Origin of the sequence: Phenylobacterium parvum (assembly GCF_003150835.1) — a bacterium.
GTDB classification, from domain to species: Bacteria; Pseudomonadota; Alphaproteobacteria; order Caulobacterales; family Caulobacteraceae; genus Phenylobacterium; species Phenylobacterium parvum.
Genome location: NZ_CP029479.1, coordinates 2118739 through 2139952, shown reverse-complemented (window position 1 = coordinate 2139952; position 21214 = coordinate 2118739). Strand labels below are relative to the sequence as shown.

The window sequence follows — 21214 nt, the reverse complement described above, 5'->3', positions numbered from 1 at the left end:
TTCAGGAGACCGCCATGGCCGACATTCTGATGCCGAAGGCGACCGCTGTCTGGCTGGTCGACAACACCTCCCTGACCTTCGAGCAGATCGCCGATTTCTGCGGTCTTCACCCCCTTGAGGTGAAGGGCATCGCCGATGGCGAGGTTGCGCGCGATATCCGCGGCGCCGACCCGATTGCCAATGGCCAGCTTTCCCGCGAGGAGATCGATGCGGCCCAGCAGGATGCGAAGCGTCGGATGACGGCGCTGAAGAGCCGGCATGCCGAGCACCTCAAGCCTGCCAAGAAGGCGCCGCGCTACACGCCGGTGTCGCGCCGCCAGGACCGCCCTGACGCCATCGCCTGGTTCGTCCGGAACCACCCGGAGGTCGCCGACGCCCAGATCGCCCGCCTGCTCGGCACCACCAAGGCCACGATCGACCAGGTGCGCAACCGCACCCACTGGAACTCGGCCAACATCAAGCCGGTCGACCCGGTGAGCCTCGGTCTCTCGACCCAGATCGAGCTGGACGACATTGTCCGCAAGGCCGCCGAGAAGCGCGCCCGCGACAACGCCCGCAAGGGCATCGTCGAGCCCGAGGGGCCGACTCTCGAACCGGCCGCCGAGACGACCCAGGAGCCCTGGCCCCAGACGGATGACGAGGACTGAGACCCGGAGGCTCAGGCTGCGGAGCGGACCCGCGACCTGAGCGCCTCGATCTCTTCCTTGATGCGGAGTTTTCGCCGTTTGATCTGCCGGATCGCGGCGTCTTCGGAACTGGGGTGGGCCATTGCCTCCCGGAGGTCTGACTCCAGCGACCGGTGCCGGCGGTCAAGTTCGCGGATGCGGGCGTCTATGGACATGACTCAGGGTCTCCTTCCATGCGACTGGAGACAGTGAACACCCGCTGACGGCGGTTGTCAGATCACATAAGGTTGCTTTCCAGGCCCCTTGCAGCCCCGGGATCGGAACATGAGCATCTCCCGTCCGGTACAGCCTCTTTTCCGGGCGGGCCTTCTTCCCCGCGTCGCCACCCCGGGGGAAGCGCCATGAGCGGAGAGGGCCTCACGGGCGAAGAAGCCGCGATCCGTCGTCGCCTGTCTGAGCTTCAGCTGGATCATAACGACCTCGAGGTCGCCATCCAGGCCATCGGCCTGTCCCCGGTCCCGGACATGATGGTGATCGGTCGCCTCAAGCGGAAGAAACTCGCCCTGAAGGACGAGATCGAGCGGCTGAAGGACCAGCTGACCCCCGACATCATCGCCTGAAGGTCGAAGGCCGCCCGTGCGTCAGGTCCGGCGCTCGCGCCGGCGGGCGTACATGGCTGCATCCGCCCGGGCCACGATCTCCTCGCTCTCGACGTCCGGCGTGATCTCCGCCACGCCGTAGGAGACATGCAGGGGCGCTGACCATTCCCCGAAGCGGATGGGGCTGGATTCCAGGGCGCGCGCCAGGCTCCAGGCCCTCGCCTCAGCGGCGGCCATGCTGGCCTGGGTGAAGACGACAGCGAACTCGTCCCCGCCCATCCGGGCGACAATGTCCGAGCCGGCGACCTGTGATCTCAGGCGTTCGGCCACGGCCCGGAGGGCGGCGTCTCCGGCGGCATGACCAAAGCGGTCATTGACGCCCTTGAAATCGTCGAGGTCGATGTAGACCAGGGCCGCGGGCGAGCCGTAACGATGGCTGAAGGTCCGGATCCGGTCGAGCTCGCGCATGAGCGCCCGCCGGTTCAGGGCCGGAGTCAGGGCGTCCTGGTCCGCCAAGACCTCGGCCTGGGTGAGCCGGGCCTTGAGCCGCGCCACTTCCTGCCTCAGGTCGTCGATTTCCGTGAGCAGGGTGCGGATAGCCCCCTGTACGGCGGGGGTGAGGTCAGCTTCTGACAGGCCCAGGAAGGCGGTCTCGTCGGGTCTCGTGGGGCCCCGCCCGACGACCTTGGCGCCAGCCTGGACCAGGGCGCGTTTGCGGATGTCCGAAAACGGCTGGTTTCTCGCCCCGGTGATCTTCAGCACCATAGGAACGACCCCCACGAATCACTGTTAACCATAGCATTATGCTGACGGCGTGTTGACCCGCGGGGGCCGGCGCCTATGCTCCCGCGCCTCGCCGCCAGAGGGCCCATGTCATGAGCGCCGCCGCCGCACCCGTCGCCATCATCATGGGCAGCCGATCCGACTGGCCGACCCTGAAGGGCGCCGCCGACATGCTGGACGCCCTTGGCGTGGCCTGGACGGCCCAGGTGGTTTCGGCCCACCGGACCCCACTTCGCATGGTCGAGTTCGCCCAGGGCGCCCGCGCCGCCGGGGTCAAGGTGATCATCGCCGGCGCCGGCGGGGCCGCCCACCTTCCCGGGATGACGGCGTCGCTGACCGACCTGCCGGTGCTGGGCGTGCCTGTGGAGTCCAAGGCCCTCAAGGGCATGGATAGCCTTCTCTCCATCGTCCAGATGCCTGCCGGCGTGCCGGTGGCCACCCTGGCGATTGGCGAGGCCGGCGCCCGCAACGCCGGACAACTGGCGGCCCAGATCCTGTCTCTGTCAGACGAGGCCCTGGCCCGGCGACTGGCCGCCTGGCGTCAGGCCCAGACCGCCTCCGTGGCCACTACTGTCTCGGACGACTGAGGGCGCCGTGAAGCCCCTTCCTCCCGGATCGACCATCGGCATTCTTGGCGGAGGCCAGTTGGGGCGGATGCTGGCCCTGGCCGCCGGGCGCCTTGGCCTGGACGTGGTGATCCTGGACCCGGAGCCGGACTGCCCGGCCGCCCGGGTGAGCGCCCGCCATATCGCGGCGCACTATTCCGACCCCACCGCCCTGGCAACCCTGGCGGAGCTTTGTGGGGTGGTCACGGTCGAGTTCGAGAACGTGCCCGCCGGGGCCCTGGAGGCCCTGATCGGCCTGGGCGTTCCCGTGGCGCCTGGCCCGCGCGCCCTGGCGATCGCCCAAGACCGGGTGGATGAAAAGACCTTCCTGAACGCCGCCGGCGCACCGACCGTCGCCTTCGCCGCCGCCGGCACCGCCGAAGAGGCGGCTCGGGCCGCCGCGGACCTGGGCGGAAGGGTGCTGATCAAGACGCGGCGCGAGGGTTACGACGGCAAGGGTCAGGCCTGGGCTGCATCTCCCGAGGCGGCGGCGGCTGTCTTTCGTGACCTGGGAGGCCGACCGGTCATCGTTGAGGCGCCGGCGGCCTTCCGCCGCGAGCTTTCGGTCATCGCCGCCCGGAACTGGGCGGGCATGGTCGCCGCCTTCCCCCTGGCCGAGAATGTCCACGAGAACGGCATACTGCGACGATCGACAGCGCCAGCCGGGGTGGACGCCAAGACCGCCCAGCGCGCCGAGGACATCGCCCGCAAGGTCCTGGTGGGCCTGGATTATGTCGGTGTGGCCGGAATCGAGCTCTTCGAGCTGGAGGACGGAAGCCTCCGGGTCAACGAGATCGCCCCACGCGTCCACAACAGCGGTCACTGGACCCAGGACGGCGCCGCCACCGACCAGTTCGAGCAGCATATCCGGGCGGTGGCGGGCTGGCCGCTCGGCCCGACCCACGCCACGGCCCGCGTGGAAATGACCAACCTGCTGGGCGATGAAGTCCTTCAGTTACCCGCCCTGGCGGCGGATCCGGCCTGCCGGCTGCACGTCTATGGCAAGCGGGAGGCGCGGGCCGGCCGCAAGATGGCCCACGTGAACCGGATCTCGGGTCTCTAGGGGCCTCAGGCCTCGGGCGGGATGGCCTGGAGGGCCTCCTCCAACTCAGAGAAGGTTGGCTGGGTCATGCTGGGAACACTGCCGCGGCCGATCTCGACGGAGATCTGGGCGGCGTTGCCGTGCAGGTGGGCCACCAGCACCGATTGGATGATTCGGTAGAAGGACGACTCTTCTTCGACGACGGCGTTCAGTCGGGTCGCGAAGGGGCCAACCAGGCCATAGGCCAGGAACACCCCGAGGAAGGTGCCGACCAGGGCGCTGCCGATCATGCCGCCGAGGACGGCCGGCGGCTCGGTGATGGAGCCCATCGTCTTGATCACCCCCAGAACGGCGGCCACGATCCCCAGGGCGGGCAGGGCGTCGGCCATGTTCTGAAGCGCGTGCGCAGGGGCCAGGGCCTCGTGGTGGTGTTTCTCCAGTTGCTTTTCCATGGCGTCCTCGACCTGGTGTGGGTCCTCGAGGTTCATGGTCATCATGCGAAGGGTGTCGCAGATGAAGTCGACCGCGAAGTGGTCCTTCACGATCTTTGGAAACCGGCCGAACAGCGTTGAGTCGTGCGGATTCTCGATGTGGCTCTCCAGGGCGATGACGCCCTTGGCCTTCATGGTCTTGGTCAGCAGGAACAGGAGGGACAGGAGGTCCTTGTAGTCCGAGGCCTTCCACTGTGGGCCTGAGAAGATCTTGCCCATGCCCGAAGCCACGCCCTTGATGACCGTCGGCGAGTTACCGATGAGCAGGGCGGCGATGCCGGCTCCGAAAATCGTGGCGAGCTCGAAGGGAGCCGCAGCGATGACGACGTCCATGCGTCCGCCATGGACGATGTAGACGCCGAAGACGCAGACGAAGAGCAGGACGATGCCAATGATCTGGAACATGCGTTCGGCGCCCGGTGACTGTTCGACTGAGCGTTAGCCCGGAATGCTTAACGTCCGGTGAGCATGATCCGGGCTGGCGCAGCGGCCGCCGGGGTCCTATCACCCGATCCATGTCCAGCGGCTCCCCGCCCGTCGCCAGCAGCCCCAGCGGCCCAACAGGCCTGCCGCGGTCAACCTTCGCCATCATCTTCGCGGTCTCCATGGTCACCGCCATTGGCAACACCGGGATGATCTCGGTCCTGCCGGCCATCGGCCGATCGATCGGCATGCCGGACCCTATGGTGGCCGCTGTCTTCTCCTTGTCGGCCCTGCTCTGGGCCTTCTCCTCGCCCTTCTGGGCGCGGATGTCCGACCGCTACGGTCGAAAGCCGCTGATGATGGTCGGCCTCGCCGGCTTCATGGTCTCCATGGCCTTCTGCGCGGTCGTGGTGGCCGCCGGGCTCCACCATCTGGCGGCGCCGTTCGTAATCTTCATCTTGTTCCTGTTGGCGAGGGCCCTCTTCGGCCTCTTCGGGGCCGCCTCCAACCCGGCCACCCAGGCCTATGTGGCCGAGCACACGCCGGAGTCCCAGCGCACCCAGTCCATGTCAGGCCTCGCGGGCGCCTTCAGCCTGGGCACCGTGATCGGCCCCTTCATCGCCCCGCTCTTCGTACTGCCCTTCCTGGGCCTCGCCGGGCCCATGGCCTGCTTCTCCCTGATGGCCGGGGTGATGCTGGTCGTGGTCTGGAGGCGTCTCCCGGAAAGCCAATTCCGGCCCCCGCCGCCGCCGCGGTCCAGCGGGTCGGACAAGCCGTCCGGGCCGCCGATGTGGCGTGATCCGCGCCTGACGCCCTTCCTGATCTACGGCTTCATCGTCGCCGTCAGCCAGACCGCCCAGGGCCAGACCCTGGGCTTCCTGATCATCGACAAGCTGGCGCTCTCCCCGACCGCCGCCCAGGGCTTCATCGCCATCGCCATGATGTTCGGGGCCATGGCGGGCCTCCTGGCCCAGTGGGGTCTGATACCCCGCTTCGAGATGACCCCGCGCCAACTGCTGCGATGGGGCGTCGCCATCGCCGCCATCGGCAACCTGATTGTCGCTGCGGCTCCCGACTACTGGGGCGTCGTGGCGGGGTACGCCATCTCCAGCCTGGGTTTCGGCCTCGCGCGGCCGGGATTCACCGTCGGCGCCTCCCTGGCGGTCCGGATGGAAGAGCAGGCCAGGGCCGCCGGCGCCATCGCCGCCGTGAACGGGATCAACGTCGTCCTCGCCCCGGCGTTTGTCTTCCTCTACGAGCACATACGCCCGGCGCCCTTCCTGCTGAACGCCGTCCTGATGGTCGCGATGCTGGCTTACGCCTACCGCAACCCGCAGTTGAGGGCCGCGAATCCGCGGCCTGCAAAGGTCGAGCCGGCGGACGAGGCCCTGGTCTAGGCGGCCGGTCCGCGGAGTCGGGCCACCATGTCCGGCGAGAGGTAGCCATCGGCCGGCAAGCCCTGCGCCTTCTGCCAGGCCCGGAGCGCGGCGCGGCTCTTGAGGCCGATCACACCGTCCGGCTCGCCGACATCATGGCCCGCCGCCTGCAGGGCGGTCTGGGCGGCGATCCGGTCTGACAGCGAAAGGGGGACTTCCTCGGGCCAGGCGCGGACCAGGTCCGGCCGGCCGGCGATCCGGTCCGCCAGCAATCCGCCGGCCATGGCGTAGGTCACGGCGTTGTTGTAGCGCCGGATCACGAAATGGTTCGGCAGGAGAAGGAACAGGGGGCCCCGCCATCCTGTCGGCGCAATCAGGCTGGCCTCAGGCGGGCCGGCCGACAGGGCCGCGCCATCGGCCCGGACCAGTCCCATCTCCGCCCAGGCGGGCAGGGGGGCCTTCAGGGTCTCCGCGACGGAGAAGTCAAACCCGCCCGGCGCGGACACCTCGATCGCCCAGCCCTCGCCGCGCCGCCATCCGGCCTTGGCCAGAAGGTTCGCCGCAGAGGCCAGGGCGTCCAGGGCGGAGCCCCAGAGGTCGCGCCGGCCGTCCCCGTCGGCGTCCACCGCCAGGGACAGGAAGGTCGCCGGGATGAACTGGGTCTGGCCCATGGCGCCGGCCCAGGACCCTACCAGCCGACTGCGGGGCCATTCCCCCGAGGCGATGATGCGCAGGGTGGCCAGGAGCTGTTCTTCGGCAAAGGCCTGGCGTCTCCCGTCTGCGGCGAGGGTCGCCATGGACCGGATGACGTCCTGGCTTCCCAGCGTCGCGCCATACCCGGACTCCATGCCCCAGATCGCGACAAGCACCTCCCGGGGGACACCGAAGTCGGATTGGATCCGCGCCAGGCCCGGTTCGAGCTCGGCCATCCTTCGCCTGCCGATCGCCGCCCGGTCCTCGCCTGCCGCCCGCTTCACGTAGTGACTGAACGGGCGGGAGAATTCCGGCTGGCTCCGGTCGGCCCCCCGGACGCGGGGGTCGGGCGCCAGGCCATCCAGTTCCGCCTCGATCACGGCGGCGGGCAGGCCCGAGGCGAGGGCCCGGGCCCTGAACCCTGAAAGCCATGTGGCGAAGGCCACGTCGACTCCAGCCGGCGGAGGCGCAGGGGGATCCGCCCCGAGGGCCGGCGTGGCCATGGCGGCCACCGCGGTGGCGAGAAAGGTTCGGCGCTTCATTCCCAAAGAGTTAGGGCGCGCCGCCCGCCGGGGCAACGCCATCTGCGCGGGCGCCGGCCCCCGCCCAATTGACTCGGCCCCGGCGGTTCCGTATACGCGCCCCTCACTCGGTCGCCCGGGCGTTGGTCCGCACCCAGAGAAGACGAAGGTCATGAAGGTCAGAAGCTCGCTCAAGTCGCTCAAGACTCGCCACCGCGACTGCAAGCTGGTGCGCCGCAAGGGCGTGGTCTACGTCATTAACAAGACCGACCCCCGCTTCAAGGCCAAGCAGGGCTGAGCCGACGCCTGCGGGCCCAGGCATGCGGTTTTCCACAGCTGAACCCGGTTCGCCGCCCCGCCTTCCCCTGAGCGGGTGAGACAGATCGTGCGCCTGCGACTAGGGTCTGCGCCCAATCCCAGACACATTCCTGCAGGAGCCTGACTTCATGGCCGGCGACGACGCCCACTCAGATGTTCTGAACCAGGACGCCCAGGGGCGCCTTCGCACCATCGTGGAGCGCATCGAGCGCCTCGAGCAGGAGAAGGCCGAGGTGATGGAGCAGATCAAGGAGGTCTTTTCCGAGGCCAAGGGCGCCGGCTTCGACGTCAAGATCCTCCGCAAGGTCGTCCGGCTTCGCAAGCAGGACCGGGCCAAGCGCCAGGAGGAAGAGGCCATCCTCGACCTCTACCTCTCGGCGATCGGCGAGATTTGAAGCGGGGGCCCGCCGATCCGCGTGAGGCGGCGAGACGGGCCGCCCTGAACGCCCTCAGGCGGACGCGCCGCAAGGCGGAACGCTCCGGCGTCGACCTTTCCGATTGGGAGGGTGAGTTCCTGGGGTCCGTCGAGACCCGGATCCAGACCTATGGACGGGCGTTTGGAGACCCGGAGAAGGGCGCCCCGGGCCAGGCGCTTTCCGCGCTCCAGCAGCGCAAGCTCAAGGAAATCGCCGCGAAGGCGACCGGCGAGGTCGCGGGGCCGAACCGCCGGTCTCGCTTCCGGAGGGGTGGGAAAGACCGTCCGGCGCCCGCCCAGGACGACGGGGACTGATCAGGCGTCGCCAAGTCCGACGAGGTCGCCCAGGCCATTCTCCCGCACCTTGCGGTAAAGGGTCGACCGGCCGATGCCGAGGCGGCGGGCGACTTCGCTCATGTGGCCCTGGTAGCGCTCGATGGCGAGCCGGATGAGGTCCGCCTCAATGGCTTCAAGGGTCCGCAGGTGTCCCTCCTCGTCCAGCAGGCTCACGGGCGCCGGTGCGGCGCTCGTTGCGCCTGCGGGAACGGCCGCCGGCGGAAGGTGGGCGGGCGGCGGTGACGGCGCAGCTGCGGCGGGCGCGGGGGGCGATTGGCCCGAGATCGCGGGAAAGTCATAAGGCTGAAGCTGGGGGGAATCGGCCAGGACGATCGCCCGGTAGACCGCATTCTCCAGTTGGCGGATGTTGCCCGGCCAGTCGTAGTTCACCAGGAGGTCCATGGTCTCGGCGCTGGCCCCGGCGATGGCGCGACCTTCCTCGATACTGAACCTTCGGAGGAAGGCCTCCACCAGGGCGGGGATATCCTGGCGGCGCTCCCTCAAGGGCGGCGCCTCGATCGGAAACACATTGAGCCGGTAGAAGAGATCCTCGCGGAACACGCCCTCGGCCACCGCCCGGGCGAGGTCCCGATTGGTCGCCGAGATGATGCGGACGTCGACCTTCACCGACCTGCGGGCGCCAACCGGGTCCACCTCGCCCTCCTGGAGGACCCGCAGGAGCTTGACCTGGACGTCCAGGGGCAACTCGCCCACCTCATCCAGGAGCAGGGTGCCCCCGTTGGCCTCCTGGAACTTGCCGGCATGGCGATCGGTGGCGCCGGTGAAGCTGCCCTTCTCGTGGCCGAAGAGGATGGACTCCACCAGGGCTTCGGGAATGGCGCCGCAGTTCACGGCCACGAAGGGACGACCGGCCCTGTCGGAAGAGCCGTGCACGGCCCGGGCCATCACCTCCTTACCGACCCCGCTCTCGCCGGTGATCAGGACTGGGATGGAGGACCTAGCGGCCCGCTCGCCCATCCGGCGGACGAGGTTCATGGCCGGGGACTCCCCGACCAGGTCGGCGAAGGTAGTCCGGCCCTCGGCCCGCTTCCGGAGCTGGGCGACTTCCGAGCGAAGGGCTCCGATGGAAAGGGCGTTGTTGATCGAGATCGCGATCCGCTCGGGCGAAGCGGGTTTGACGAAGAAGTCCGAGGCGCCGGCCTGCATGGCCTGGACCACGGTGTCGATGCCACCCGAGGCGGTCAGGACAATGACGGGATGCAGATGCCCGCGGCTTCGGAGTTCAGTCAGGGTCTCCAGACCCGAGCGGCCCGGCATGACCAGATCCAGGAGGATGAGGTCGCACGGCGCTCCTGTCGCCATCCGGTCGAGCAGGGCGTCCCCGCTGCCCAGCAAGGTCGCGGTGAATCCCTCCCGCTCGAGTACGGCCTGGATCAGGCGTCTCTGGGTCGGGTCATCATCCACCACAACGATGGTCTTGCTCATGAGCCGCGTTCCCTGGGGTTCCGGACGGACTGACAACCCGCCCGACGCCCTAGACTGGCAGGTGCAGGTAAAGGCCGGGTTTCCGGTCCATGATCACGAGGTTAACACCCCCGGGCAAGTGACGCCACGTCATGGCTTGCCGTTCCCTCCGCCCTGAGCATACTCGACCCTGGCCCAGATGTGGGCCTCCGGGGAGGGAACGATGACGGTTATGCGCCTTGCGGGAGTATTCGCCCTGACGGTCCTGCTCGCGGCCTGCGGACAGGCTGGCGGCAAGGGTGGACGCGTGGATGGTGAGCGCCTTGCTGCGGCGAACGCCAATGGCGAATGGCTGGCCGTCGGCCGGACCTATGACGAGCAGCGCTACAGCCCGCTCGACAAGATCAACATCTCCAACGTCAAGGACCTCGGCCTGGCCTGGTACCATGAGTTCGATACCGACCGCGGCCAGGAGGCCACCCCGGTCATGGTCGACGGCGTGCTCTACACCACCACCGCCTGGTCCAAGGTCTACGCCTTCGACGCCCGCTCGGGGGCCCTGAAGTGGTCCTACGATCCCAAGGTCGATGGCTCCAAGGGCTTTGACGCCTGCTGCGACGTGGTGAACCGGGGCGTCGCCGTCTGGAAGGGCAAGGTCTACTTTGGCACGCTGGACGGCCGGTTGATCGCCCTGAACGCCGACAGCGGCAAGCCTGCCTGGTCGGTGCAGACCACTGACAATTCCAAGCCCTACACCATCACCGGCGCACCGCGGATCGTGAAGGACAAGGTCCTGATCGGGAACGGCGGCGCTGAGTACGGCGTCCGCGGCTATGTCTCCGCCTATGACGCCGCCACCGGCAAGATGGTCTGGCGCTTCTACACAGCCCCCAACCCCGAGGGTAAGCCGGATGGCGCGGCCTCGGACAAGATCATGGCCGAGAAGGCCTCGGGCACCTGGTTTGGCGAGACCTGGAAGAAGACCGGCGGCGGCGCGACCATCTGGGACTCCATGGCCTATGACCCGGCCCTGGACATCGTCTACCTGGGTGTCGGCAACGGTACGCCCTGGAACCACCAGAAGCGCTCGGACGGCAAGGGCGACAATCTCTTCGTCTCGTCCATCCTGGCCCTGAAGCCGGACACCGGCGAGTACGTCTGGCACTACCAGACCACCCCGGGCGAGAGCTGGGACTACACGGCCACCCAGCACATCATGCTGGCGGACCTGACCATTGGCGGCCAGCCGCGCAAGGTGCTGATGCAGGCGCCGAAGAACGGCTTCTTCTATGTGATCGACCGGGCGACCGGCCAGCTCATCTCGGCCAACGCCTACGCCCCGGTCACCTGGGCCAAGGGTGTCGACCTGAAGACCGGCCGTCCCATCGAGGTCGAGGGCGCGCGCTACGAGAACGCCCCCGCCATGGCCCTTCCGGGCCCGCTGGGCGCCCACAACTGGCATCCCATGGCGTTCAACCCGAAGGAGGGGCTGGTCTACATCCCCGCCCACACGGCGCCCTTCGCCTACACCAACGTGAAGGACTTCAAGTACAAGGCCGGCGCCTGGAATGTCGGCACCGACATCCTGGCCAACGCCCTTCCTGACGACGCCGCCCAGATCAAGGCCATCAAGGCCATGTACAAGGGACAGCTGATCGCCTGGGACCCGGTGGCGGGCAAGCCGCGCTGGACCGTCGAACATCCCTTCTTCTGGAATGGCGGCATCCTGTCGACGGCGGGCGGCCTGGTCTTCCAGGGTGCGGGCGAGGGGGACTTCGTCGCCTACGAGGCCGCCACCGGCAAGAAGCTCTGGAGCCTGGACACCGGCAACGGCATCGTCGCGGCGCCTTCGACCTACGAGCTCGACGGCGAGCAGTACGTGGCCCTCATGGTGGGCTATGGCGGCGCCGGCCCGACCTCGGCCTCGATCATGCTGAAGGACCGCCCCCGCCTCGCCGGCCGGCTGATGGTCTTCAAGCTGGGCGGCAAGGCGACCGCCAAGCCCTACGTCATCCCCGAGATCCCGGCCCTCGACCTGACCCAGGTCGTGGCGGGCAAGGGCGATGCAAAGAACGGCTTCGCGCTCTACCACGAGAACTGCCAGGTCTGTCATGGACCCAGCGTCTCGGGGACCTACCTGCCCGACCTGCGCAAGTCGCAGATGCTGCTCACCGCGGACAGCTTCAAGTCGGTCATGCTGGACGGCGCCCTGGCCAGCCGCGGCATGGCGAGCTTCTCGCGGTTCCTGAACGCCAAGGAGGTGGAGGACCTGCGCGCCTACATCCTCACCGAGTCGAAGAAGTCCCAGACCCGCACGGCGGCCGGGGCCGCGGCTTCGCCGAAGGGCTGAGCCGCTCTCCGGAACGGAATGGGGCGGTCGCCGGTCTGGCGGCCGCCCTTTTTCTTTCCAGGTCCCGGAATCCGGCCTAGGGTCCCAAGGTCCTCGGGGAGCCGCGCCTAGGCGGCTGAGAGGCGGGTGAGCCCGCGACCCGCAGAACCTGATCCGGGTCATGCCGGCGAAGGGAAAGGCGCCTTGAAAACGCTCGCCCGCGCCGTCGGCCCGCTGCATGCGGAGATCGCCGATGAACGTCCAGAATCCCATCCGGTCCGAAGTCGCCACGGGAGCCATTCCGGGCTCGCGCAAGGTCCACCAGGCCGGAACGCACTGGCCTGACATACGCGTGCCGTTCCGTGAGGTGGCCGTCCACCCCTCCGCCGGCGAGCCGCCCGTCACCCTCTACGACCCCTCAGGCCCCTACACCGACCCGACGGTCGACATCGACATCAACCGGGGCCTGGCGCGCACGCGGGAGCCCTGGGTCGTCTCCCGCGGCGACGTCGAGATCGTCTCCCAACCCCGGGAGGTCCGTCCCGAGGACAATGGCGGGGCCTCCGGCGCCCACCTGGCGCCCGCCTTCGAGGCGCCCCGTCGGGTCTACCGCGCCCGCGCCGGCGCCGCCGTCACCCAGCTCGAATACGCCCGCCGGGGGCTCATTACCCCTGAGATGGAGTACGTCGCGATCCGCGAGAACCTGCGTCGCCAGGCCTCGGACCCGGCCCTGCGCGACGGCGAGGACTTCGGCGCCTCCATCCCCGACTTCGTGACGCCCGAGTTCGTCCGCGACGAGGTGGCGAGGGGCCGGGCCATCATCCCGGCCAACATCAACCACACCGAGCTGGAGCCGATGGCCATCGGCCGCAACTTCCTGGTCAAGGTGAACGCCAACATCGGCAACTCCGCCGTCCTCTCCACGGTCGCCGATGAGGTCGACAAGATGGTCTGGGCGATACGCTGGGGCGCCGACACCGTCATGGACCTGTCCACCGGCCGGAACATCCACAACATCCGCGACTGGATCGTGCGCAACAGCCCGGTCCCGATTGGTACAGTGCCGATCTACCAGGCCCTGGAAAAGGTCGGTGGCGTGGCCGAGGACCTCAACTGGGAGGTGTTCCGCGACACCCTTATCGAGCAGGCCGAACAGGGGGTGGACTACTTCACCATCCACGCCGGCGTCCGGCTGGCGTACATTCCCCTGACGGCCAAGCGGGTCACAGGCATCGTCTCCCGGGGCGGCTCCATCCTGGCCAAGTGGTGCCTTGCCCACCATCGCGAGAACTTCCTCTACGAGCACTTCGAGGACATCTGCGAGATCATGCGGGCCTACGACGTCTCGTTCAGCCTTGGCGACGGCCTGCGCCCCGGCTCTCTGGCCGACGCCAATGACGCCGCCCAGTTCGCCGAGCTCGAGACCCTGGGCGAGCTGACCAAGGTGGCCTGGAAGCATGGCGTCCAGACCATGATCGAAGGCCCTGGCCATGTGCCCATGCACAAGATCAAGGCCAATATGGACAAGCAGCTGGCCGCCTGCGGCGAGGCGCCCTTCTACACCCTCGGCCCGCTGACGACGGACGTCGCCCCTGGCTACGACCACATCACCTCGGCCATCGGGGCGGCCATGATCGGATGGTTCGGCACCGCCATGCTCTGCTACGTCACGCCGAAGGAGCATCTCGGCCTGCCGGATCGCAAGGACGTCAAGGACGGGGTCATCGCCTACCGGATCGCCGCCCACGCCGCCGACCTGGCCAAGGGCCATCCCGCCGCCCGCGCCTGGGACGACGCGCTATCGCGGGCCCGGTTCGAGTTCCGCTGGGAGGACCAGTTCAACCTCGGCCTCGACCCCGAGACCGCCCGCGCCTACCACGACGAGACCCTGCCCAAGGAAGCCTTCAAGACCGCCCACTTCTGCTCGATGTGCGGGCCGAAGTTCTGCTCGATGAAGATCAGCCAGGAGATCCGCGATGCGGCGGCGGCCCAGAACGACGTCGCCGACGGCATGGCCGACATGGCGAAGCGCTTCCGTGACGGCGGCGGAGAGGTCTATGTTCCGTTGAGGGGAGGCGCCGCGGACTAGGCCGGCCCCCGCCAGGAGCCGTCCATGATCAACCCCGCCCTCACCTGGATCGGTCTCTCCACCCTCCTCATCCTGACCCTGGAGCTGGGGTTCCGGTCCTACCTCTGGTTCCGCGCGCGCCGCGACATGTCCAGCGAGGAGGGCACGACCTTCGTCATGTCCGCCGCCCTGACCATGCTGGCCCTGCTGGTCGGATTCACCTTCGGCATGGCCCAGTCCAACTTCGAGCTGAGGCGGGACCTCGTGACCCATGAGGCCAACGCCATCTCCACGACCCACCTGCGCCAACAGCTGCTGGATGACGCCAACCGGAGTGAGATCAACCCCCTCATGGCGGAGTACGTGAAGGTGCGGATGCAGTTCGCCGCAGCGAGGAGCGACCGGGAGGCCCTTGACGCCGTCGGCCGCCAGACCGGCGACCTGCAGCGACGCATCTGGGCCGCCACCGACAGGGCCCTCGAGACGCCGTCCGGCCAGCGGATCGCGGTGCCCCTGCTGAACGCCACCAACGAGATGTTCGACGACGCCGAGCGCCGGTATGCGGCCTTCGACGCCAAGATCCCGGACCGGATCATCCGGAGCCTCCTGGGCTACGCCTTCGGATCGGCCCTGCTGGTCGGACTGACCCTGGCCGCCACCGGCTCCCGGCACTTCATGTCGACGAGCGGCCTCTTCGTCCTGGTCGCCCTCGCCCTGAGCCTGATCATCGACATGGACAATGGGGCCTCGGGCCTCATCACGACGTCGCAGGCGCCCATGGAGCGGGTCGCCGCCCTCATCGCCAGCGAGTCCGGGACCCGGTAGGCCGCCGCCGGCTGTTGGCGCGTCCCGCCGGGCGTGGCAAAGGTGCCCGAGATATCTGACCCGAGGTCCCCGCCCATGCCCGCCAATCCCGTCGCCGATCCCGAGGAATGCCGCGCCTTCCTGGCCGCCCATCCCGAGGTGAGGTTCGTCGAGGTGGTCTTCACCAGCATGACCGGCGTGCCCCGGGGCAAGCGCCTGCGGATCGAGGAGTTGGCGGCGGTCTATGACTACGGCCGCTTCCTGCCGGGCTCCGTCCTGGTCGTCGACACCCAGGGCGCGGACTGCGAGGAGACCGGCCTGGTCTGGGAGGACGGCGACGCTGACCGTCGCGCCCGTCCTGTCCCCGGCACCCTGACGCTTGCGCCCTGGCTGGGCCCGGACGTCGCCCAGGTCATGCTGTCCATGTACGAGCTGGACGGGACCCCCAATGACCTCGACCCCCGCCATGTGCTGCGCCGGGTGCTCGACCGCTACGCCGCCGACGGCCTGACCCCCGTCGCCGCCTGCGAGCTGGAATTCTACCTCCTCGACATGGAACGCGGCCCGAACGGCGAGATCCTCCCGGCCCGCTCCGTCCGCACCGGCCGGCGACCCGAGGGCATCCAGGTCTACGGCCTGCCCGAGCTTGAGGATCACGCCCCCTTCCTGCGCGAGCTCTGGGACACCGCCGACATCATGGGCCTGCCCCTCGAGGGCGCCATCTCCGAGTTCGCCCCGGCCCAGCTCGAGCTGACCCTGCACCATAAGCCCGACGCCATGGCCGCCGCAGACGACGCGGTCCGCTACAAGCGCGCGGTGAAGGGGATTGCGCCGCGACATGGCTGCGAGGCCACCTTCATGGCCAAGCCCTGGGCGGACCGGGCCGGCAGCGGCTTCCATGTGCATGTGAGCTTCGCGGATTCCGAGGGAAAGAACCTCTGCGCCGATGAGCGGCCCGAGGGCTCGGACCTGCTGCGCCACGCCATCGGCGGGATGAAGGCCCTGATGGCGGACTGCATGGCCATCCTGGCGCCCAACGCCAACAGCTACCGGCGGTTCCGGGCCAACTCCTACGCGCCCGTGGCGCCGACCTGGGGGGTGAACAACCGCACCGTCTCCCTGCGCATCCCGGCAGGGCCGCCGGTCACCCGGCACGTAGAGCACCGGGTCGCCGGGGCCGACGCCCATCCCCATCTCGTGCTGGCGGCCCTGCTGGCGGCCGCCCACCATGGGATCGTGAACCGGCTGGACCCGGGGCCGGCGGTGGAGGGCGACGGATACGCCGCCGCAGCCCGGGACGGGGTCCGACTGCCTACCGACTGGGTCGCGGCCGTTGACATGTTCGAACGGTCCGAGGTGCTTCGGGATTACCTTGGCCCGCGCTTCGTGGAGATGTTCACCTCCGTAAAGCGCACGGAGCAGGACCGCTTCGGCGCGGTCGTCACCGCCCTCGACTACGACTGGTATCTGGGCAACGCCTGAATCCGGACAGGATAAGGCGCTTTCGGGATTGATCCGGGCGCGCCGGCGCCGTCATCCTCCGGGAAAGATCCCAGCACCTGGAGAGGCCTTCCCGATGTCGATGCTTTCTGGACGCGGCGCGTCCCGCCGCAGCCTGCTCACCGCCTTTGGCGCCGCCGCCATCGGGGTCTCGTTCAGCGCCTGCTCCCAGCCCGGCGCCGCACCCGCCGGCGGCGGCGAGGAACCCAAGCTGAACTTCTACAACTGGGACACCTACATCGGCGAGACGACCCTGGCCGACTTCAAGGCGGCCTCCGGCGTCGACGTGAACATGAGCCTCTTCGCCACCAACGACGAGCTGTTCGCCAAGCTGAAGGCGGGCAATCCGGGCTTCGACGTCATCGTGCCGTCCAACGAGTTCGTCAGCCGGATGACCGAGGCCAAGCTCATCCAGCCCCTCGACCATTCCAAGATCCCGAACCTGAAGAACATCGACCCCAGCTTCATGAACCCGGACTACGATCCCGGCCGGAAGATGTCGGTCCCCTACACCTGGCTGGTCCTCGGCATCGGGTACCGCAAGAGCAAGGTGAAGGGCGTCCCGGACAGCTGGAAATGGCTGTTCGACTCCGACGCCTACAAGGGCAAGATCGCCCTCCTGTCCGAGTCCGCCGACCTGATCCGGCTGGCCGCCAAGTACAAGGGTCACTCGGTCAACAACATCCCGCCCGAGATGGTCGCCGAGATCGAGAAGATGCTGGTCCGCCAGAAGCCCTTCGTGAAGGCCTTCCACGAGGACAACGGCCAGGACATGCTGCTGTCCGGCGAGGTCGACCTGGTCCTGGAGTACAACGGCGACATCGCCCAGATCATGGCCGAGGACCCTGACATCGGCTTCGTCGTGCCCAAGGAGGGCAGCCTGATCAACTCCGATAACCTCTGCATCCCGGCGGGGGCGCCGCGCCCGAACAATGCGCATGCCTTCATCAACTACCTCCTCGACGCCGAGGCCGGGAAGAAGATCAGCGAGACCATCCTTTATCCGACGCCGAACGCGGCGGCGAAGGCGCTGATGCCGGAGAGCTACCGCAACAACCCCGCCATCTTCCCGCCCCCCGACGTCATGGCCAAGTGCGAGTACGGCGCCTTCGAGGGGGCGGCCAAGGCCAGCCTCTACGAGGAGGTGGTCACCCGGGTGCGCGCAGCCTGATCCGGCGCCGGGGCCCCGCGGGATGGAACAGCACTGGAAATCGGCCAAGGCCCTGTTCGGCGCGGTCCTGGCGCCGCCGCTGTTCTGGCTGGCCCTGTTTTTCCTGGTCCCGATGGGGATCGTCTGGCTCTATTCCTTCGGCGAGAACCGGGGCCTGACCGAGATCGCCCTGACCGGGACCTTCTCGAACTATCTCAGGGCCCTCGATCCACTCTACCTGAAGATCTTCGTAAAGTCGGTCGGCATCGCCGGCCTGACCACCCTGATCTGCCTGGTGATCGGCTTCCCGGTCGCCCTTGCCATCACCTTCGCCCCCCCGAAGGCCAAGACCTGGCTGCTCCTGGCCGTCATGCTGCCCTTCTGGACCAATCTCCTGATCCGCACCTATGCCCTGATCGCAGTCCTGCGGACCGAAGGCTACGTCAACCAGTCCCTGGAATGGCTATGGAACGGGATGGGCGCAGGGGTCGGCGCACTCGGACTTGGGGCGCTCGGGCCCTTCCAGCCCCTGGAGCTCCTGCACAACAACTTCGCCGTCGTGTTGGGCCTGGTTTACGTGCACCTGCCCTTCATGGTCCTGCCGCTCTACTCGGCCCTGGACCGCCTGGACACCTCGCTCATCGAGGCCAGCCTCGACCTGGGCGCCGGGCACCTGAGGACCCTCCTGACCATCGTGGCGCCCCTGGCCCTGCCGGGGATCGCCTCGGGGGTGGTGATCACCTTCATCCCGGCCCTGGGGTCCTACCTCACGCCGGACCTGCTGGGCGGACCTGACAGCCAGATGATCGCCAACATCATCGAGCGGCAGTTCAAGCGGGCCAATGACTGGCCCTTCGGCGCGGCCCTGTCCTTCCTCCTGATGTACATGACCTTCATCGCCATCGCCCTGCAGGCGGTGCTCTCGCGGCGCGGACGGGAGCCGGCCTGATGGCGAAGCGTCCGGCTCCCGGTCCCCTGGAATACCTGCGCCGGTGGCCCCTGCAGCTTTGGCTGGCCGGCGTCGGCGTCTTTCTCTACGCCCCGCTGGTCGCGCTGATGGTGTTCAGCTTCAACGACAGCCGGCGCAACATCGTCTGGCAGGGCTTCACCCTGAAGTACTACGAGAAGGCGCTGAACAACGCCTCGCTGATTGAGGCCTTCGTCAACAGCCTGACCATCGCCGCGGTCTCCACCTTCCTGAGCCTGATCCTCGGCGCCCTGGCCGCCCTGGCCCTCTGGCGGTTCCGTTTTCCGGGCAAGGCCGGCTTCGACGGCGCCCTGGCCCTGCCCATCGTGGCGCCCGAGATCTGCCTGGGCGTGGCCATGCTGGTTTTCTTCGCCAAGGTCCTGCCCTGGCCGCAGGGCCTGCCCTGGCCGATGAACTTGGGCGCCATCATCATCGCCCACGTCTCCTTCTCCTTCCCCTTCGTGGCGGTGGTGGTCCGGGCGAGAATGGCCAGCTTCAACCGGGAGCTTGAAGAGGCCGCCCGGGACCTCGGCGCCAGTGAGTGGCGTACGCTGAAGGACGTCATCCTGCCGCACATGGCGCCCTCCCTGGTCGCCGGCGGCTTCCTCGCCTTCACCCTCAGCCTGGACGATTTCGTCATCACCTTCTTCACGTCTGGCCCGGACACCGTGACCTTCCCGGTCAAGGTCTACTCCATGGTCCGCTTCTCGGTGACGCCGGAGGTCAACGCCGCCTCCACAATTCTCATCGTCCTGACCGTTGTCCTCACCGCCATCGCCCTGAAGGTCCAGGGCGACCCGGCCTCCACGGCGGGAGGCCACGCCGCCCTCGACCGCCCCAAAGACCGTCCCTGAGGCGCCATGAGCAAGCCCATCATCACCTTCGAGAACGTCACCAAGCGCTTCGGCCGCATGGTCGCCGTCGACAACGTCTCGCTCACCATCGACGAGGGGGAGTTCTTCTGCCTGCTGGGCCCCTCGGGCTGCGGCAAGACCACCCTCCTGCGCATGCTCGCCGGGTTCGAGACCCCTACCGAGGGCCGCATCCTGATCGACGGGCAGGACATCTCCACCGTGCCGCCCAACCGGCGGCCGGTGAACATGGTCTTCCAGTCCTACGCGGTCTTCCCGCACATGAGCGTGGCCGACAACGTCGCCTACGGCCTCAGGATCGACCGGGTCCCGGCGGCGGAGCGGGACCGGCGGGTCGAGGAGGCGCTGGAGCTGGTGCAGCTCGGCGGCCTGGGCGGACGCAAGCCGGACCAGCTGTCCGGCGGGCAGCGCCAGCGCGTGGCCCTGGCCCGGGCCCTGGTCAAGCGCCCGCGGGTGCTCCTGCTGGACGAGCCCCTGTCGGCCCTGGACGCCAAGCTGCGCGACCAGATGCGCACCGAGCTGAGCTCCCTTCAGGAGACCGTCGGCATCACCTTCATCATGGTCACCCACGACCAGGACGAGGCCCTGGCCCTGGCCAGCCGGTGCGCGGTCATGAACCGCGGCCTGCTGCAGCAGGTGGCGACGCCCAACGACCTCTACGAGTTTCCGGGCAGCCGCTTCGTGGCCGACTTCATCGGGTCCGTGAACCTGTTCGAGGGTGTCCTCGCCGTGGATGAACAGGACCAGGCGGTGATCCGCTCCCCGGAACTCCCCACCGACATCTACCTCGACCACGGCGTCACGGGCGGCAAGGGAGCCACCGTCTGGGCGGCCCTGCGTCCCGAGAAGATCGAGCTGCACAAGTATGCGCCGGGGCGGCCCCCGCCGGTGCTGGACGACTCCCCCGCCGGCTCCAACCTCGTACGGGGCGTCATCCGCCACGAGTCCTACCTGGGCAGCGAGAGCACCTATGAGGTGGAGATCGCCGGGGGGCGGCGGGTCAAGGTGCTCAGGTCCAACCTGACCCGCTGGGACCAGGAGGACTTCGCCCTTGGCGAGGAGGTCTGGCTCGGCTGGCACGCCTGCTCGCCCGCCGTCCTCCTGAACTGACATGGCCCGTCCCGTCGCCGGCATCGTCTGCTGCACCCGCACAGTCGGGATCGAGCCCGCCCAGGCGGTGATGAACCGCTATGTGGCCTCCGCCATGGCCTATGCCGACGCCGCCGCCCTGTTGATCCCTTCGATGCCGCAGTACATGCGGGCCTCGGATGTGGCCGGGCGGCTGGACGGCCTGCTCCTGACGGGCAGTCCCTCCAACCTGGACCCCTCAGCCTACGGTGAGGCTGCGGACGACGCCCCGGGCCCCTTCGATCCGGCCCGCGACTCCATGACCGGCGACCTGATCCGCGCCATGCTCGACCTGGGCCGGCCGGTCTTCGGCATCTGCCGGGGCTTCCAGGAGCTGAACGTGGCCTTCGGCGGCAGCCTGCGGCGGGATGTCTCGGAGCATCCGGACCTGCTGAAGCACCACGCCCCGGACGAGGTGGGCTTCAACGAGATGTTCGACCACGCCCACGACGTGGCCCTGACGCCCGGCGGGGTCCTGGCCGCGGCCCTGGGCGAGGACCGGATCCGGGTGAACTCCGTCCACTTCCAGGGGGTCTCGCGGCTGGGCGATGGCCTCAATGTCGAGGCCCGGGCCGATGACGGCGTGGTCGAGGCCTTCTCGGCGCGCGTGAACGCCGCCCCGGTCCTCGCCGTCCAGTGGCACCCGGAATGGCGGACGGGCGAAAATCCGCAAAGTCAGGTATTCTTCAACGTCTTCGGGCGGGCCCTCCGGGGCGAACCGCTTGTCCGCTGATCCGCTTCAG

Annotated in this window: 22 protein-coding genes and 1 riboswitch; of the genes, 17 read left to right on the top strand and 5 right to left on the bottom strand. The window is 68.5% G+C overall.

Annotated features, from left to right (window positions below):
* Nucleotides 1-14 precede the first annotated feature (14 nt).
* Nucleotides 15-647: a DUF1013 domain-containing protein gene (locus tag HYN04_RS10130; RefSeq protein ID WP_110450646.1), complete on the top strand. Its 633-nt coding sequence runs from the start codon at nucleotides 15-17 to the stop codon at nucleotides 645-647.
* 11 nt (nucleotides 648-658) lie between these two features.
* Here the strand turns inward: HYN04_RS10130 and HYN04_RS10125 are convergent, their stop codons facing one another.
* Complete coding sequence (locus HYN04_RS10125) at nucleotides 659-841, bottom strand: YdcH family protein (protein WP_110450645.1); 183 nt, start codon at nucleotides 839-841, stop codon at nucleotides 659-661.
* Nucleotides 842-1027: 186 nt separating this feature from the next.
* Here HYN04_RS10125 and HYN04_RS10120 point away from each other — a divergent pair, with 186 nt between their 5' ends.
* Nucleotides 1028-1246: a YdcH family protein gene (locus HYN04_RS10120; RefSeq protein ID WP_110450644.1), complete on the top strand. Its 219-nt coding sequence runs from the start codon at nucleotides 1028-1030 to the stop codon at nucleotides 1244-1246.
* Nucleotides 1247-1267: 21 nt separating this feature from the next.
* Here HYN04_RS10120 and HYN04_RS10115 read toward each other — a convergent pair whose 3' ends face one another.
* On the bottom strand, nucleotides 1268-2005 hold the full coding sequence (locus HYN04_RS10115; protein WP_338418724.1) for a GGDEF domain-containing protein: 738 nt from the start codon (nucleotides 2003-2005) through the stop codon (nucleotides 1268-1270).
* Nucleotides 2006-2100: 95 nt separating this feature from the next.
* Between HYN04_RS10115 and purE the strand changes: the two genes are divergently transcribed.
* Nucleotides 2101-2595 carry a 5-(carboxyamino)imidazole ribonucleotide mutase gene (purE, locus tag HYN04_RS10110; protein WP_110450643.1) on the top strand — a complete coding sequence of 165 codons (495 nt, stop codon included), beginning with the start codon at nucleotides 2101-2103 and terminating at the stop codon, nucleotides 2593-2595.
* Nucleotides 2596-2662: 67 nt separating this feature from the next.
* Nucleotides 2663-3676 (top strand): 5-(carboxyamino)imidazole ribonucleotide synthase, encoded by a 1014-nt coding sequence (locus HYN04_RS10105; protein ID WP_241962723.1) that lies wholly within the window; start codon nucleotides 2663-2665, stop codon nucleotides 3674-3676.
* A gap of 5 nt (nucleotides 3677-3681) precedes the next feature.
* Here the strand turns inward: HYN04_RS10105 and motA are convergent, their stop codons facing one another.
* Nucleotides 3682-4551, bottom strand: coding sequence for a flagellar motor stator protein MotA (gene motA, locus HYN04_RS10100; protein WP_110450641.1), 870 nt, complete (start codon nucleotides 4549-4551; stop codon nucleotides 3682-3684).
* A 110-nt stretch (nucleotides 4552-4661) separates the two neighbouring features.
* On the opposite strand from motA, the gene HYN04_RS10095 reads away from it, so the two are divergent.
* Nucleotides 4662-5966 (top strand): MFS transporter, encoded by a 1305-nt coding sequence (locus tag HYN04_RS10095; RefSeq protein WP_110450640.1) that lies wholly within the window; start codon nucleotides 4662-4664, stop codon nucleotides 5964-5966.
* On the opposite strand, the gene HYN04_RS10090 is transcribed toward HYN04_RS10095, so the two are convergent.
* Nucleotides 5963-7180 (bottom strand): lytic murein transglycosylase, encoded by a 1218-nt coding sequence (locus HYN04_RS10090; RefSeq protein WP_110450639.1) that lies wholly within the window; start codon nucleotides 7178-7180, stop codon nucleotides 5963-5965. The two genes, HYN04_RS10095 and HYN04_RS10090, sit on opposite strands and share 4 nt — an antisense overlap.
* 151 nt (nucleotides 7181-7331) lie before the next feature.
* Here HYN04_RS10090 and ykgO point away from each other — a divergent pair, with 151 nt between their 5' ends.
* The 3 genes from ykgO to HYN04_RS10075 all read left to right on the top strand — a co-directional run bounded on the left by ykgO (nucleotide 7332) and on the right by HYN04_RS10075 (nucleotide 8207).
* Nucleotides 7332-7457: a type B 50S ribosomal protein L36 gene (gene ykgO / locus HYN04_RS10085; protein ID WP_056023006.1), complete on the top strand. Its 126-nt coding sequence runs from the start codon at nucleotides 7332-7334 to the stop codon at nucleotides 7455-7457.
* A gap of 148 nt (nucleotides 7458-7605) precedes the next feature.
* On the top strand, nucleotides 7606-7872 hold the full coding sequence (gene gapR, locus HYN04_RS10080) for a nucleoid-associated protein GapR (protein ID WP_110450638.1): 267 nt from the start codon (nucleotides 7606-7608) through the stop codon (nucleotides 7870-7872).
* Complete coding sequence (locus tag HYN04_RS10075; protein ID WP_110450637.1) at nucleotides 7869-8207, top strand: hypothetical protein; 339 nt, start codon at nucleotides 7869-7871, stop codon at nucleotides 8205-8207. Before gapR ends, HYN04_RS10075 begins: the two co-directional genes overlap by 4 nt.
* On the opposite strand, the gene HYN04_RS10070 is transcribed toward HYN04_RS10075, so the two are convergent.
* Entirely contained in the window at nucleotides 8208-9674 is a 1467-nt protein-coding gene (locus tag HYN04_RS10070) for a sigma-54-dependent transcriptional regulator (RefSeq protein ID WP_110450636.1), read from the bottom strand. It lies immediately after the preceding gene.
* A gap of 202 nt (nucleotides 9675-9876) precedes the next feature.
* Between HYN04_RS10070 and HYN04_RS10065 the strand changes: the two genes are divergently transcribed.
* From HYN04_RS10065 to HYN04_RS10025, 9 genes are all read left to right on the top strand, one after another.
* Complete coding sequence (locus HYN04_RS10065; protein ID WP_110450635.1) at nucleotides 9877-12003, top strand: PQQ-dependent dehydrogenase, methanol/ethanol family; 2127 nt, start codon at nucleotides 9877-9879, stop codon at nucleotides 12001-12003.
* Between the two features lie 84 nt (nucleotides 12004-12087).
* Nucleotides 12088-12195: riboswitch (TPP riboswitch) on the top strand.
* A 40-nt stretch (nucleotides 12196-12235) separates the two neighbouring features.
* Nucleotides 12236-14071 (top strand): phosphomethylpyrimidine synthase ThiC, encoded by a 1836-nt coding sequence (gene thiC, locus HYN04_RS10060; RefSeq protein ID WP_110450634.1) that lies wholly within the window; start codon nucleotides 12236-12238, stop codon nucleotides 14069-14071.
* Between the two features lie 24 nt (nucleotides 14072-14095).
* The gene (locus HYN04_RS10055; protein ID WP_110450633.1) at nucleotides 14096-14875 is read left to right on the top strand and encodes a bestrophin-like domain; all 780 of its coding nucleotides are present in this window, start codon (nucleotides 14096-14098) and stop codon (nucleotides 14873-14875) included.
* A 75-nt stretch (nucleotides 14876-14950) separates the two neighbouring features.
* Entirely contained in the window at nucleotides 14951-16336 is a 1386-nt protein-coding gene (locus HYN04_RS10050) for a glutamine synthetase family protein (protein WP_110450632.1), read from the top strand.
* A 94-nt stretch (nucleotides 16337-16430) separates the two neighbouring features.
* Nucleotides 16431-17525, top strand: coding sequence for an ABC transporter substrate-binding protein (locus tag HYN04_RS10045; RefSeq protein ID WP_110450631.1), 1095 nt, complete (start codon nucleotides 16431-16433; stop codon nucleotides 17523-17525).
* Between the two features lie 22 nt (nucleotides 17526-17547).
* Nucleotides 17548-18453 carry an ABC transporter permease gene (locus tag HYN04_RS10040; protein ID WP_110450630.1) on the top strand — a complete coding sequence of 302 codons (906 nt, stop codon included), beginning with the start codon at nucleotides 17548-17550 and terminating at the stop codon, nucleotides 18451-18453.
* A complete protein-coding gene (locus HYN04_RS10035; RefSeq protein WP_110450629.1) occupies nucleotides 18453-19325 on the top strand; it encodes an ABC transporter permease in 873 nt (290 codons plus the stop codon). Before HYN04_RS10040 ends, HYN04_RS10035 begins: the two co-directional genes overlap by 1 nt.
* Before the next feature lie 6 nt (nucleotides 19326-19331).
* On the top strand, nucleotides 19332-20453 hold the full coding sequence (locus HYN04_RS10030) for an ABC transporter ATP-binding protein (protein ID WP_110450628.1): 1122 nt from the start codon (nucleotides 19332-19334) through the stop codon (nucleotides 20451-20453).
* A 1-nt stretch (nucleotide 20454) separates the two neighbouring features.
* The gene (locus tag HYN04_RS10025; RefSeq protein WP_110450627.1) at nucleotides 20455-21204 is read left to right on the top strand and encodes a gamma-glutamyl-gamma-aminobutyrate hydrolase family protein; all 750 of its coding nucleotides are present in this window, start codon (nucleotides 20455-20457) and stop codon (nucleotides 21202-21204) included.
* Nucleotides 21205-21214: the final 10 nt, after the last annotated feature.

Excerpts from the sequence above, each read along its gene's own strand:
- thiC (WP_110450634.1), top strand. The coding sequence starts at position 12,236 with ATGAACGTCCAGAATCCCATCCGGTCCGAAGTCGCCACGGGAGCCATT.
- HYN04_RS10055 (WP_110450633.1), top strand. The coding sequence starts at position 14,096 with ATGATCAACCCCGCCCTCACCTGGATCGGTCTCTCCACCCTCCTCATC.
- HYN04_RS10130 (WP_110450646.1), top strand. The coding sequence starts at position 15 with ATGGCCGACATTCTGATGCCGAAGGCGACCGCTGTCTGGCTGGTCGAC.
- HYN04_RS10070 (WP_110450636.1), bottom strand. The coding sequence starts at position 9,674 with ATGAGCAAGACCATCGTTGTGGTGGATGATGACCCGACCCAGAGACGC.
- motA (WP_110450641.1), bottom strand. The coding sequence starts at position 4,551 with ATGTTCCAGATCATTGGCATCGTCCTGCTCTTCGTCTGCGTCTTCGGC.
- gapR (WP_110450638.1), top strand. The coding sequence starts at position 7,606 with ATGGCCGGCGACGACGCCCACTCAGATGTTCTGAACCAGGACGCCCAG.
- HYN04_RS10090 (WP_110450639.1), bottom strand. The coding sequence starts at position 7,180 with ATGAAGCGCCGAACCTTTCTCGCCACCGCGGTGGCCGCCATGGCCACG.
- HYN04_RS10045 (WP_110450631.1), top strand. The coding sequence starts at position 16,431 with ATGTCGATGCTTTCTGGACGCGGCGCGTCCCGCCGCAGCCTGCTCACC.
- ykgO (WP_056023006.1), top strand. The coding sequence starts at position 7,332 with ATGAAGGTCAGAAGCTCGCTCAAGTCGCTCAAGACTCGCCACCGCGAC.
- HYN04_RS10095 (WP_110450640.1), top strand. The coding sequence starts at position 4,662 with ATGTCCAGCGGCTCCCCGCCCGTCGCCAGCAGCCCCAGCGGCCCAACA.
- HYN04_RS10030 (WP_110450628.1), top strand. The coding sequence starts at position 19,332 with ATGAGCAAGCCCATCATCACCTTCGAGAACGTCACCAAGCGCTTCGGC.
- HYN04_RS10065 (WP_110450635.1), top strand. The coding sequence starts at position 9,877 with ATGACGGTTATGCGCCTTGCGGGAGTATTCGCCCTGACGGTCCTGCTC.
- purE (WP_110450643.1), top strand. The coding sequence starts at position 2,101 with ATGAGCGCCGCCGCCGCACCCGTCGCCATCATCATGGGCAGCCGATCC.
- HYN04_RS10025 (WP_110450627.1), top strand. The coding sequence starts at position 20,455 with ATGGCCCGTCCCGTCGCCGGCATCGTCTGCTGCACCCGCACAGTCGGG.
- HYN04_RS10050 (WP_110450632.1), top strand. The coding sequence starts at position 14,951 with ATGCCCGCCAATCCCGTCGCCGATCCCGAGGAATGCCGCGCCTTCCTG.
- HYN04_RS10125 (WP_110450645.1), bottom strand. The coding sequence starts at position 841 with ATGTCCATAGACGCCCGCATCCGCGAACTTGACCGCCGGCACCGGTCG.
- HYN04_RS10035 (WP_110450629.1), top strand. The coding sequence starts at position 18,453 with ATGGCGAAGCGTCCGGCTCCCGGTCCCCTGGAATACCTGCGCCGGTGG.
- HYN04_RS10040 (WP_110450630.1), top strand. The coding sequence starts at position 17,548 with ATGGAACAGCACTGGAAATCGGCCAAGGCCCTGTTCGGCGCGGTCCTG.
- HYN04_RS10120 (WP_110450644.1), top strand. The coding sequence starts at position 1,028 with ATGAGCGGAGAGGGCCTCACGGGCGAAGAAGCCGCGATCCGTCGTCGC.
- HYN04_RS10105 (WP_241962723.1), top strand. The coding sequence starts at position 2,663 with ATGCTGGCCCTGGCCGCCGGGCGCCTTGGCCTGGACGTGGTGATCCTG.